At 54.5% G+C, this 13764-nt stretch carries 8 protein-coding genes and 1 other annotated feature (1 of these 9 running past the window's edge); of the genes, 1 reads left to right on the top strand and 7 read right to left on the bottom strand.

The annotated features are described in order from the left end of the window. Nucleotides 1-169, top strand: a binding site (T-box leader); it begins 96 nt to the left of the window's first position. Between the two features lie 67 nt (nt 170-236). After that, a complete protein-coding gene (trpS, locus tag DEP07_RS05615) occupies nt 237-1220 on the top strand; it encodes a tryptophan--tRNA ligase (RefSeq protein ID WP_122962844.1) in 984 nt (327 codons plus the stop codon). Between the two features lie 71 nt (nt 1221-1291). Here trpS and DEP07_RS05610 read toward each other — a convergent pair whose 3' ends face one another. From DEP07_RS05610 to DEP07_RS05580, 7 genes are all read right to left on the bottom strand, one after another. Then, nucleotides 1292-2764 carry a sodium:solute symporter family protein gene (locus DEP07_RS05610; protein WP_287102243.1) on the bottom strand — a complete coding sequence of 491 codons (1473 nt, stop codon included), beginning with the start codon at nt 2762-2764 and terminating at the stop codon, nt 1292-1294. Then, on the bottom strand, nt 2761-2964 hold the full coding sequence (locus DEP07_RS05605) for a DUF3311 domain-containing protein (protein WP_122962842.1): 204 nt from the start codon (nt 2962-2964) through the stop codon (nt 2761-2763). Before DEP07_RS05605 ends, DEP07_RS05610 begins: the two co-directional genes overlap by 4 nt. 114 nt (nt 2965-3078) lie before the next feature. Further along, nucleotides 3079-4284 carry a Zn-dependent hydrolase gene (locus DEP07_RS05600; protein WP_122962841.1) on the bottom strand — a complete coding sequence of 402 codons (1206 nt, stop codon included), beginning with the start codon at nt 4282-4284 and terminating at the stop codon, nt 3079-3081. 7 nt (nt 4285-4291) lie between these two features. Next, nucleotides 4292-5647: an MmgE/PrpD family protein gene (locus DEP07_RS05595; protein ID WP_217021881.1), complete on the bottom strand. Its 1356-nt coding sequence runs from the start codon at nt 5645-5647 to the stop codon at nt 4292-4294. Nucleotides 5648-5649: 2 nt separating this feature from the next. Beyond that, the gene (locus DEP07_RS05590) at nt 5650-7038 is read right to left on the bottom strand and encodes a dihydroorotase (RefSeq protein WP_122962839.1); all 1389 of its coding nucleotides are present in this window, start codon (nt 7036-7038) and stop codon (nt 5650-5652) included. Between the two features lie 19 nt (nt 7039-7057). Further along, nucleotides 7058-7789 (bottom strand): IclR family transcriptional regulator, encoded by a 732-nt coding sequence (locus DEP07_RS05585; RefSeq protein WP_173598453.1) that lies wholly within the window; start codon nt 7787-7789, stop codon nt 7058-7060. Between the two features lie 275 nt (nt 7790-8064). Beyond that, entirely contained in the window at nt 8065-13596 is a 5532-nt protein-coding gene (locus DEP07_RS05580) for a chitobiase/beta-hexosaminidase C-terminal domain-containing protein (RefSeq protein ID WP_287102242.1), read from the bottom strand. Between the last annotated feature and the right edge of the window lie 168 nt (nt 13597-13764).

Here is a 13764-nt window from a genome sequence, read left to right as displayed (position 1 = left end):
CGAGCTCCAAACCGAACCCGGCTTGTTCGCAGCGGCAGTAGGCTTTGGCGTTACGTCCGTACGTTACAAAGGACACCGTATCAAAACGGTACGGAACAAAGCGATTTTGCGCATGATTGTTTCCTGTGCAAAATAACAAGGGTGGCACCACGGTTCATTCGTCCCTGTCCAGGGCGGATGGACCTTTTTGTATTTCCATCATTTATTTCCCCATTTGGAAAGGAGCAGCATCTATCATGAAAACCATTTTTTCCGGTATTCAGCCCAGCGGCATCTTGACCCTCGGCAACTATTTGGGCGCCATGAAGCATTTTGTTCCGTTGCAGGACCAGTTCAACTGCTATTACTGCATCGTCGATCAGCATGCGATCACTGTGCCGCAAGAGCCGGCTGTTTTGCGCGAAAACATTCGTCGTCTCGCAGCCCTCTACCTGGCAGTCGGCCTCGATCCGAACAAAATGACCTTGTTCATCCAATCGGAAGTTCCGGCCCACGCCAAGCTCGGCTGGATCATGCTTTGCACGGCGTACCTCGGCGAGCTGGAGCGCATGACCCAATTCAAGGACAAATCGGACGGACGCGGCGAGTCGATCCCTGCCGGACTGCTGGCGTATCCTCCACTGATGGCGGCAGACATTCTCCTGTACGGCACTGACCTCGTTCCGGTCGGCGAAGACCAGAAGCAACACCTGGAGCTGACACGCGACCTGGCAACCCGCTTCAACAACCGTTACGGAGAAATTTTCACCATTCCGGAAGTTCGCCTGCCGGAAACGGGCGCACGCATCATGTCGCTCGCCGATGGCACGAAAAAGATGAGCAAATCCGATCCGAACCAGGGCGGCTTCATCTCCATGCTGGATGACCCGGCTACGATCACGAAAAAAATCAAGCGTGCGCAGACCGATTCCGACAGCGCTGTGCGCTATGACAAGACAGAAAAGCCAGCTGTCTCCAACCTGATGACCATCTACTCGCTCTGCTCCGGCAAATCGCTGCAAGAGATCGAAGCGATGTACGACGGCAAAGGCTACGGCGCTTTCAAGACCGACCTGGCCGAAGTCGTGGTGGAAACATTGCGTCCGATCCAGGAGCGCTACGAGCAGCTATTCCACTCCTCCGAGCTGGATGACATTCTCTCTGCCGGAGCCAAAAAAGCCAATGATGCTGCCAACGAGATGCTGCACAAAGTCGAAACAGCGATGGGCATGGCTCGCTAACCGACAGCAAGAACCACGCAAAAAACGGGCCGGGATATATCTCCCGACCCGTTTTCTTTTGGCAAAAGCGACTACGAATACTGCGTTACTTGCTTCGCATCGGCCGCCTTTTTGGTAACGAAGCTGACAGCAACCATGACGAATATGTTGACCACGAGAGCGAAAACCCCGTTGTTCAAATCCTGAATCCACTGGGGGAAGCCCGCGAACAGCATGGCCATAGTCGTTTTGGTGAACGTCATGTACAAGACGATTCCTACCCCGAAGAAAATGCCCAGGAACGCCCCTTGCTTCGTAATCTGGTTACGCTTCATCAAGCTGCAATACAGGGCCGGAGCCAGTTGGGTCACCAAACTAAAAGAGGTGAGGTACAAAGTGGCAAGCGTGTTGTTCTCGCCCAAAGCCATCATCGTGCACACGAGGGACAGGACGATCACGAAGCTTTTGGCAATCAGGGCAGAGTTGGCCCCTTCGGCCTTGGGAAACATGTAACCGTATACATTCTTCGTCAGCATCGTAGCCGCAGACATCAGCATCATGGAGCCGGGCACGAGGGTAGCCAACAAGCCTGTAGCACCGATGATGCCCACAAACCACGGATCAAACGTCTTCATCGACAGGCGCAAAAGCGCGTAATCGCCGTCTGGCCCCGTAAGTCCAGGCACTTGAACGATGGCGGTAAAGCCGACAAAGTAGACGAACAAAATCATGATCGCATAGAGCGGAAGCAAAATGGCGTTGGTACGGAATGTCCGCGCATTTTTGGCTGCGAAAATCGTCGGTGCGTTATGCGGCCACATGAAGTAGCCGAAAGCGCTGATCGCTACGGTGGAGATGAACCAGGAGAGACTCATGCCTTTGTCCGGCAAGGTCAAAATCCCTTCCTTGGCCGCACTGACCGTTTCAAACATATGTTGAAAACTGCCATGGTAATGCACGGGCAAGTAAATACCGAGGAACAGGATGACAAAGAAAATCAGAAAGTCTTTCACCGTGGAAGTCCAGGCAGAACCGTGGATGCCGGAAATCATGACGTAAACGACCAAGGCGATCATCCCGATCCAGATCGCTACGGTAGGAGAAATCGCTCCGTACGAAGTGGCGGACACCAGTATACCCATCGACTTGAACAACAGAACAATATAAGGGACAAGGGCGACTACGCCGACAATCGTCACAAACACGCCCAACACGGGACTGTTGTATTTGACGGCAAAAAATTCGGATTGGGACACGAGGTTGTGTTTCTTCGCGAACCGCCAGATCGGGGGCAACAGCCAGTAGGACGTAATCGCGCCCAAAGTCGTTAAAGCGATCAGATAAAAGCCGACTGCGCCTTTGGAATAAGCCAGACCGCTCGTGCCGAGCAGGGTAAAAATCGAGTACGTCTCACCCGCCAACAGCAGGAACACGAAAATACTGCCGAATCCCCTGCCGCCAATCGCCCATTGCTCCATGCTCATGTCTTTTCCCCTGTGGGCCATGATGCCCAGCAACAGACTGACGAGTAACGCCCCGAAGATGATCCACATCGCGCTGTTCATTCGGTTTCCTCCTCTTGTTTGTTAATCGGATCGAGCTTGAAAATGATCCACATGATGACAGAGGACATAATCGTCCAGAAAAAGAACCAGAACAGCAGGAAAGGAAGTCCGAAAACGAATGGTTCCATTCGGTTGACAAATCCTGTGCCGACAAGAATTGCCAGAAACGGCAGCAAGCCGAGCAAATAATACACTTTCATCGATGTAGCCCCCTTTTCGTGGCAGGCAACAGGAGACCAGCCGCCCGGTCCGGTCGTTTACAGCCGTTCCGGTAAAAATGGCCAGCGCTCCGTTCGCCTGCTCTGTGACTGTTTTTATTGGGCCTGTCCGTATGTTTTCATCAACAAATGCAGCGTTTCCAGCATGACATTGGCTCCAGCCTCAATGTCTTCCCAAGACGTAAACTCATCCGGATGATGGCTAACCCCGTCCTTGCTGGGAACGAAAATCATGCCGACGTCGGTAACAGCCGTCAGCGAGTTGGCATCGTGATTGGCCCCGCTGAACATGTACTGGTAAGACTCGCCTAGTTGCTGGCACGCTGCCTCTATGTTCGCCTGAATCCGCGGCGAGAGCGCGTTTGGCCGCTTTTCCACGTCCACCTCGATCCGGGCCGCGATATTGGCTTGCGACCAGTTCCGAATCTGCTCCTCAATCCCCTTCATTTCCTCCCAGTTGCTGCCGCGAATTTCAATGTTGAGATCGGCTTCGCCTGGCACGACGTTTGCCAGATTGGGCGAAATAGCTATTTCGCCAACCGTTGCCACAATATCGCTGTTCGCTGCGACAGCGAGCCTGTTGACCTCCTGGATCAAGCGCGCCGCATCAAGCAAGGCGTCATGGCGCAGATGCATCGGTGTCGTGCCGGAGTGGCTGGCCTGCCCCTTTACTTTCACGGCTAGTCTCAGGATTCCCGCAATGGCTGTCACAATGCCGATTCGCTTTTGATTGGTTTCCAAAAGGGCTCCCTGCTCAATGTGCAGTTCCAGATAGCAATGGTAGTCGTCTTTACTGCGCTTGGCGCCTGCAACGTCGCACCATGTAAAGTTCAACTGACGCAGTTTTTTGTCAAAATCTTCCGACTGTTCGATTGATCCTGCGACTGCTCTGCTGCCAAATGTGCCTCCGAGAAGATTGGCTTCCTCGCCTACAAAACCAACCAGTTCTAGCGGCACTTCCGGCAGGCTGCCTGCTTCCTGCAATGTCTGGATACATTCCAGTCCGACGATGACGCCGAGCGCTCCGTCGTACAATCCGCCGTTTGGCACCGTATCGAGGTGGGAGCCAAACACAATGGCGGGTACTCCCGCAGCTCCCCACCGACCAGTCACGTTTCCCAAGCTGTCTTCGTTTACCGTCAGCTTCAGTGCGGACATCTTTTCTTGCAGCCAGGCAAGCGCCCTTTTTTCCTCGGCGGAGTAGGCCAGCCGGGTATAGCCTGCTGTTCCTGCATTGGCAACCGCGCCCACTTCCATCAAGTTGTTTTTCAACCGTTCGAGGTTGATGCGCATTCGTGTCATGTTGTCTTCATCCTTCCACTGACCAACTTTCGATCCGCTCCAGCCATTCGCTGACGGACGTTCGCTCTGGCAGCAGCAAGGCTTCTGCGATCATCTTGCTGGATACATCCGCCTTCCATCGTCCGAGCATGCTGGTAAATTTGTCGCGCAGCAATTCTGTTGGAAACGGCTGATCGAATCCCCCCGATGCCGCATCGACGTAGACGCTTTTCGTTGTGCCTTCGCGCGTCGCAACCGTCACTCTCGCCGCACGCTTGGCTGGCAGCAGCGCCGTCATTTCGGCACTTTCCGTCACGCGTATTTTTTTTGCCAGCTCGCGGACAGAACGGTCTTGGAACAGGGCTCCAGAGAAGCAATCGTACAGCGAATGGCCGTGAATGAGCACGGAGAGCAAAAACGGGATGGAAAACTTCGCCGCCAAAGCGTTCGCCGGATCTGGATCGTCCAGGCGGGCCGCCAAACCGTACGTCTCTACTTGCACGAAGTCGATCTGCGCTGCTTGCAGCTCCATTTCTTGCTGGAGAGCAAGCAGGGCATCGATTGCGGAATGGGAAAAACGGCAAGACGGGTATAGCTTGAAGTAATTTTTGTTCAACAAGGGCGGTGCCCACAAATCCGTCTGGAACAGCTCATACCGGATGCCTTTGGACAAAATCGTTCCCCACAGATGGTCGACGACATGCTCGCTGCTTGCAAAACCGGCCGCCTGGAACTCCCACGCCTGCAACGCCAGAAAACTGCCGATCCCGGCATACAGATTGCGAACCGTCATCCCCGTGACGGCTGCTTCCCAAGACGTTGCCAGCGGGAGCGAGGCAGCGAGCAGCGCCGCCTCGATGATTTGCTGCCTGGACTTTTTTTGCAAAAGGCCGCTGGCAACCGCTCCCCCGACAATTCCCCACGTTCCGTGCGGGTGCATGTCGTCATTCATGTTGCTCGCATAAGCCAGACGCGCTGCTACTTCATAGCCAATGGCAAAGGCACGGATCAGTTCTGCGCCTGACGCCTTGTGCTCCAGGGCGGTAATCAGGGCAGGCGCGAGCATGTGCGCCGCAGGATGCCCTTTTGCAAACTGGTTGCCCTCATCCAGCTCATTCGTTACGATCGCAGTGCCGTACAGCATCGCTGCCTGCGCACTCGTCGTATACAATCCGGTTCCAAATACGGGAACGGCGTGCAGTTCGTCCCGCTCGGCAAAAGCCACGTTTTCCAAATAGGCGCTCAGCTCTGGCGAAGCGAAGCCGTAGCAGGCAGCAAACAGCGTATCCGCAATCATCCACGTAGCCCGCTCGATCGTCTCGTCAGGGATGTCTTCCGGCCGCAAGTCGAGCAGTTCGCTCAACATGTCTGTAAATCGCTCCATGCTCAATGGTTGCGCCCCCCAACAGCCGCTCCCTTGTAAGCGGAACCGGGAACAAACGAACCGAAGCCCGGCTCGACAGTGACCTCTTCGCCGTCGTACACAGTCGTCCCGCGCACAATCGTCTGAATGACTTTGCCCTTCACTTCCTGGCCGTGGAACGGCGACATTTTCGAATGAGAGCGGAAGCGAGTCTCGTCAATTACCCATGTCTGGTCAGGATCAATCACGGCAAAATCGGCATCGTAGCCTACGGCGATTTTCCCTTTGCCCGGAATCTGGAACACTTCTGCCGGATGCTGCGCCATTACTTTGGCGAACTGGACAGGGGTCATCGTGCCTTTTGCTACCGTCGCAGCAAACATCAGCGGCGTCATGATCTCCACGCCTGGCAAACCGGATGCCGCTTTGAAAATGTTGTCATTGCCCGGATTTTTGTGCTCGGCTCCCCATGGCGCATGGTCGGAGGAAATCAGTTCGATATTCCCGTCCTGGAGGTGCTTCCACAACCCTGCCACTTCCTCTGGCTCGCGCAGCGGAGGATTGTTTTTCGCTTTCGGTCCGAACTGATCCAGTGCGTTCACGTCCAGCAGCAAGTACGGATAACAAGTTTCGCTCGTCACCTGGACGCCTTGCGCCTTGAAAGCATTGATCAAATCGATCGTACGCGGATGACTGACATGGACGATGTGCAGCTTCACGCCTGTCCAATAGGCAAATTCCATCAGCTTGAGCACGGCGCTTGTCTCGGTGACAGGCGGGCGCGTCTCATTATGCGCTTTTGGGTACACTTTGTTTGCCTGTTTATACTCCTCGATCATGTCGACGATGATTTCGTCATTTTCGGAGTGAAAAGCTGCGCGCAGTCCCGTTTCTTTGATCAGCTCCATCGCCTTGATAATTTCCGGGTCCGGGATGCGCGGAAAACGGTACGCATCGGTCTCAAACGTGGACATTTTGAAAGCGACGGCGCCAGCCTCCGCGAGCGGCACGATCTGATCCGTCCCGTTCGTTTTGGAAATGGTGCCCCACAGACATATGTCCACGACCGCTTCTTGCTCCAATTGTTTTACCTTTTTTTCAAAGATTTCTACATTCGAAATCGGATTTGGCAGGTCGTAGGGCATGTCCAGAAATGTCGTGATTCCCCCTGCTGCCGCAGACATGCTCGTCGGGATAAATCCTTCGTTCGGATTGCTGAAACAGTGAACGTGAACATCGATGGTTCCCGGGAACACGTAGGCGTTGGCAAAATCCAGCACCTTATCCGCCACAAGAACCGCATCCGGCGACTCGATAACGGCAATCTTCCCGTCCTTGACTCCAATCTGTCCCAAAGTCACCTGATCTTCTCGTACCATTTTCCCGCGAACAACCAAATCGTATTTTTCCATTGTATTCTCCCACCTATCTTTACAGATAGCGCTGAATCGACTCTGCCGCTGCCATCAGATGGGCAACCAGTTCCTTTTCGTCTTTTTCCAGCATCCGTCCACGAGGTCCGGCAATGCTCAAAGAAGCGACAACCTGCTGATCGGAATCATGGATGGGTACACCGTAAGAAACGACGCCTTCATCGATCTCCCCATCCGAGAAGGCATACCCCTTCTCTCTGATTTCAGCCAAATTTTGTTTCATGACGGCGAGATCGGTGATCGTCTGCTCGGTATGTTTGCGCACAAACCCTTTCCCGTACAGCTCTTCCACGATCTCCTCTGCAAGAAAGGCAAGCAGCGCCTTGGAAGATGCCCCGCCGTACAACGGAACAATCTGTCCTTGCTCCGACGAAACTTTGATGGGCTGATGAGACGCAATCGTTTCGAGACAGACCGCCTGCATGTTGGAGTACACCAGCAAAATCGACGTCTCTTCTGTCACCTTGGTCAATTGCCTCATCACAGGCTGCGCGATGGCTGTTATGTTCATGTCCAGGCGGACGATTTTCGCCAGCTTCAAAAAACGGTAGCCCAGGCTGTAGTACCCGTTGGCCGATTCCATGATATAGCCTTTTTCTTTGAGCAAACGCAGATGACGATAGACAGAACTTTGCGGCTGTCCCAACTTCTCGGCGATTTGCGGTACGTTCAACGCTCTTGTGTCAAAATCGAACAAATCCAAAATGTCCAAGGTTTTCTCTGCACTCATCTGATCTTGTATCCTTCTTTCGTAGTGTGATATCCCTCCTAACAGATTAGCATAGGACTGACTCTTGTTCCATTATCAACATTTGATAATTGATTATCATTTATTAAATTTTATGTTTTTACTATAGCGCACTTCGTTTGCTGAAGACAACTCATTTTTTCATTTGCCTGAAAATAAAGCTTTTCTCCCGGCCATAAATGCTTGATACGAGCGGGTTTTGTTTGGTACGCAGCAAAAAAGAAAAAGCTCCCCTGTTTGACAGAGGAGCTTTTCGCTCATTGGCTAGTTTCTACAATTCGCACAAACACATACACCTTCACCGTCTTGCCTTCATACTGGATCGTGATCGTTGCCCTTGTACCCCCAGAGGCATCTGCCAAGACGCGAATCCGTCCTGTCTCGTCTACCTCCACCTGCTCGGGCACGCTCGACTCGAACTGGATTCCTGCTGCATCCGTCACTTCTTCTGAACTTCCGTCGCCGTAAGTAGCGAGGACTTCAAGCTGCAGCTCCTCTCCAGGTACGAGCTTTAGCGATTTTGCCTTGACTTCGAGTTTGTCCAAAGCGGCATCTCCGACGACGTAAGCCGCAGCGGATTGCACCGGGAACACGGCCATGTCATCCTCTTGTGTCACCTTGATCGGCTTGCCCCTGGCTCCGGTTACCGTCTTCCACTTTTTGTTCCGGTACGTGTAAACTTGCCGCTTGTCGTCGCCGTCAGTTGCAGCGGGCAATCCGAGCGTGAAGCCTGCTTTGCCCAGGCTGGTCAGTTCTTTTCCGTTACTCCACGCTTGCAACAGGTAGGCTTCGCCCGGATTGGGAACGCCTTGCCACCCGTTTCCTTCTGCTTCCGTCAAGGAGAGGGCGAATTTTCTGGCCCGTTCCGCCGCAAAATACGCTCCCGGCACTTCCACCCATGCCCCGCCAGGTACGGTCAGGCTTGCACCGATCTCCTTTTTCTTCAACACTTCGACCAGTTGCTGATCCAGTGAAATCTGCTGCTCTTCCTGCCTTGCTTGTTTGCTCTGGAAGCGATCTTCTGTATCGGCATCATCCTCCTCGGGTGCCTCTACTGCCTCCTCTTCGATCTGGATGAACAACGCAGGCGTGAAGCCGATTTTTTCCCTCACATCCTTGATTGCCACAAGGAAATCGCCGAGCGTTTCCAGCAATTCCTCCACTTGCTCGTCTGACGCCTTGATCTCGGCTCCAGACTCGACCTCGATTGTGCCAGCCTGTTTCAGCAGCGTTTCAGCCAGGACGCGAACGCGTTTCGCCGCGTCTTTTGAGATATCTTCTGCATCGAGTGGGGCGAGCGCCGTTTTGGCAAAGTTCGTCAAGGCAGCAAGCCCGAGTCTGGCAAGCTCTTCGTCCTCCCCTTTTTCGCTGACAAGAGGATCAAACGCTTTTTGCAAAAATGATTCGGTCAAATCACGCAGTGTCGCTTCCCGGATGACGTCACGTTCGGCCTGCTCCATTACAGCAGCCAGCACCGTTGAAATCGTATCGGAAACTGTATCCCACTTGTCCGCTGGCTCCGGCTTTTTCGATTGGAGCAGCTTTTCCAAACTGCCGAGAACGAGGCCCACCTGTTTCACAATGCTTTCCTCGTCGGTTGCAGACAAAATCGCGTTTTCCGCTTGCTTGTTCAACTCCCTCTGCTTTTCCGGCGTCGGTGTCGTGTCTGGCGGGGTGACTGGCGGAATCGACGGGCTTGTCGGTTTGGCAGGCACTTGTACCGCAAGCGTTTGGGTCAGGGCAGTCGATTGATCTGACAGCCTGGTCACTTGCAAAATCAGCTCTACACTCGTCGCGCGATTCGGCGGCGTGATCGTGCCATCCAGCGCTACGACATCGGTGTCGCTCGACGACTTGATCGCCACCGCAAATTTTGCCGGCACTTGCGGCAGAGCGAGCCTGGTCGCTCCGGCTGCTGGCTGGGCGATGCGCGTGATACTGTCTGCTACTTCCTGCGCTGTCGTTTCGTACTCGCCTTGATTTTGCAAATCGAGCTGCACAAGCACCGGATCATGGTCGCTTACCCGGCCTTGACGCTCTGTGAACCCGGCATTGATATGCACGATATCGACCTTCGCGTTCGATTCCAGATGCGGGCTGACCAAAATTTGATCGAGCACTTGCGAGTTGCCTTGGTACACATACGTGTATTGTCTGCCCGGCGGCAGCGTCTCGACCATGTTGGTCAAAGCTCCATCCGCCAAAGCTCTCACTGGGTTGGAGAAGGGGAAGTCATTCAGGTCACCCAAAACAACTACGTTTGCCTTGGCGTCTGCTGCGTGAATCTGTTTGACAAAGCGGTTCACAACGCCGGCGATTTTCATCCGCTGTGCTTCACTCACCAGCTTCGGCGGCTGATCTTTGCCAAACAGCGCCCCATCTCCGCCCTTGGAATTAAAATGGTTGGCGATGACAAACACGGATTGGTCCTGGAATACAAACTCGGCTGCCAGCGGCTTGCGGCTGGACGCGAACGCCTCGTTGTTCGGATCGACCCGGCCCGGATTGAGTGTGAGGTGCGGCGCTCCGTTGCGCGACTCGACCTGCACCGCTTCTGTTGCTGTTCCCGCTGCGCCGTCTGCCAGTTGCACGCGATCCGGGTTGTAGAAAAATCCGACGCGAATGTTGCCGCCTGGCTGGCCGCCGTCCTGGTTGTTTTGCGGAGCGATATCGACGTAGCGGTAAGCAGGCCCGTTCTTTTGCCCGATGGCCTGAATCAACGCTTGCGCCGATTTGGAAGCATCCGTCTCACCGTTGTCTGTCGGCCCGTTGTTGTCCTGCATCTCTACGACACCGATAATATCCGGCGCTTTCATGTTCTCCACGATCGTTTCCGCGATGCGCCCGATTTTGTCTGAATCCGTTTTCGCTGAAAAGTTCTCGATGTTGTAGGAAGCGATCACGAGCTTATCCGGTTTTGGAGACAGTTTGGTCACAGTCGGCTCGCTTTCGCCTGCCTGTACGGAAAACGTTTTGGTGTGATACAGCTTGTAGTTCGCAAAGCTGTAATCGACAATTCCTACCAACGGTTCGGAAAAAGTGTCGCCAACCTTCGGATGATCCAAGATCGGCTCGAATTTGTCCGCTACCGTAATGCGCTCAGGGTGAAAATCGTCTGCTTGCAGCAAAACTCCGCCTGCTGGCGTGCGCGGCTGTTCGGGGTGCGCCTGGTCGTCAATGATGACGAACTCAACGCTTGCCGGGTTGGAGAAAACTTTTGTCTCCCCGACCACGACTGGATTGTCGATCTGAACCAGCATCCCTTCGAGGCTTTCCCAAAAATCAATGCCGTCCTCCTCCGGATCGAACTTGCCCAGACTGTCGTTGTCGATGACCCTTTTTGGATAGCGGTAATTTCCTTTTCCGAGCACAATCGGGTCTGGCAAGGACTGATCCGGTTTCGTCACGGTGACTTTCGCAGCATCAATCTGCGTCTGCGTGAGGTCAGTGGCCGCCCTGCTCTGTTGCACATACTCCTTCACAGTCCCGTCGACGCTCACTTCATCGCCCGGTTTGACGGCTGCTTTCGGCTCATACACATAAATTCCTTCTGATGTACGCGGATCATCGTCGGGAGCTGTGTCTTGCATGTAGAAGCCCTGGACTGTTCCGCCGCTTTTCACGACCGCCGTGACAATTCCCGCAACGGCTTTTACCGTGCCGTCCGCCATCGGCGATTGGTGCGAAGCTCCTTGGATATCATGAATGCGAATGTTGTCTTTTTGGATCGTGTAACGGAACGTGGCGACTTTGCTGTCCGTAAAGCCTTCTTTGACTGCAAGCGCTTGAATCGTCGTGTCCGCATCAATCTGGAGCGGGGCTGTATAGACGGCACTGGCGCGAGTCGGCGGCGAACCGTCTGTCGTGTAGTAAATTTTCGCATCAGCCATAGACGTAGACAAAGTTACTTTGGTGCCTGCGGCGATCAGCGGCCCTTGCGGATACGCTGTCACAGTCGGCACTGTGGTCGCATCCTCTACCAGGTCAGCCGCCGTGCGCGGCACAAGTTTGTACTCGTTATAATCGTAGTTGACGACCCCGGTGATGCTGGCGTAGGTCACGTCCTTTTCCAAAGGAAGCGCTGGCGATGGACGCGACAGAAAGCTTCCCTGCGCGTCTTGCAGCGTGTAGTTTCCGCTTTGTACGGACTTTACCGTAACTTGCTGAACCGTGACCAGCTTGCCTTCGATTGCTTCTCCCGTGCTTGCCGCAAAATCGGCCGAGGTAACCAACTGCGGTGCTGGCACGCCTGCCTGCTTTTCTACGACCGTGACCTGATCGGCAGCCGCTTCCAACTGGGCAAGCCCGTAGTAGTCGTTCAGTTTTCCGATCGCCTGAATTTTGTCTCCGACCTCGATCTTGCCCGCAAGTCCTGGCGCGCGCAGGACAATCCCGGCTGTGCCATCCTGCATGTAGACGTTGAACTGCCCGCCTGCCTCGAACATGGCTGTGACGGTTCCTTCAATCATGGCTGTTGTCCCTTTGGCCAAAACTCTCGCTTCGGCAATCGCGCTTGGCGCAAGCACAGCCTTCGCCACGGCTACAGGCTCGCTTTCGAACATCTGGCCGCGCTCGTCCGCAAGCTGCTGCGTCACGTACACTTTTTCTAGCTGATCGGGAACTTGAACCGAATAGGAAAAGGCCCCGTTGTCCGCTGCGCTTCCTGTCGGATTGCCGCCGAGCAACAAGCTGTTCCCGCCGGGAGCGTCATACGCGCGAAGAATCGCCTTGCCCGCTGCCGCTCCTGCCTGGCCCTTCAGCTCGGCTGTCTGCCCCCCTTGCTGCAAACTGGCTTTGTCTACTGCGATGGCAGGGCTTGTGGCTGCTGAAACCAGTTCCGCGCCCTGACTTTCCTGTTTGCTGCCTTCTTTTGCCGTGAGATAGACGGCCGTTGCCCCCGGATTGGGATTGGCAAAAGTCAAATCGATTTGCCCGGCTTGGTCTGCTGCTTGTTCAGCCAGAGCTGTTTCGCTTCCCGTAGGCTGGGCTGCGTATACTTTGATCGTGACATTCGGGCGGACATAGCCGCGAATGGTGGCTGCCGCCGGATTCGTGTTGTCAAACAGCAGCCCTCTGCCGCTCGGCTTCTCGGTGACATCTGTCGCAGGCGGAGTTTCTGCCGGACTCGCCGTATTTTTCGGCGTCAGCTCACCCGCGATGAAGTCGGCGCTGTTATCGTTCGTATCCCAGCCGTTTCCGCCGTTTGGCGCGATGCCGTCGGCGTTGCTTTTGCGAGAGACACTGGTGGAGGCCGTCGTAGCCGGAGCAGGTGCTGCGCCTTCATACGCATTGGCTGCTCCGAAGCCGACCAGATCGACGATATCAGGGGATGACACATCGGTTCCGGTCAAAACGGTTCCGCTCCTGACCAGCGCAACCTTTCCTTCCGTGCCGGACAAGTTCAGCGTCCCTGTATCATCCGGTGCGGGAAGCTCTGCTATGCCACCTGTGCCTGCCGCCTGTTTGACCAAATAAAAGCCGTACGGGGCAATCGTGCCAGTCAAACTGGACTTTTGCCAGGCGCCTGTTCCTTTGGCAGAACCGTATTGCACCGACCAGCCGTTAAGAGATACTGGTGTGCTAGTCGGGTTGTACAGCTCGATAAAGTCATTTTTGTAATGGGACCCGCTGTTTCCCCCGCCCCCGTACACCTCGCTGATCACGATATGATCGGCATGCTGCGCCTTTGCCTGCGGCAGCCATCCCGTCGGCAAAACCGCGCCCGCAACCACAGCTGCGATTAGCGCCAGCTTGGGCAAACGGCGAAAACCTTGGTTTTTGTGTGACATTCTTTCTTCATTCCTCCTCTCCAAAATACGAAACGAAAGCTATGAACATCGTAAACAATCAATCTGAACTGTATGTAAATTTGATGTAAACAATGTATAATCCTTCCATTATGCACACAACAAAAACCGCCAAAAAGCACGATGCTTTGGCGGTTTTTCTGTCTTTTC

Source organism: Brevibacillus sp. (assembly GCF_003521185.1).
Taxonomy (GTDB): domain Bacteria; phylum Bacillota; class Bacilli; order Brevibacillales; family Brevibacillaceae; genus Brevibacillus; species Brevibacillus parabrevis.
Note: the sequence above shows the minus strand (reverse complement) of the source record. Positions and strands in the feature narration are given on the sequence as shown.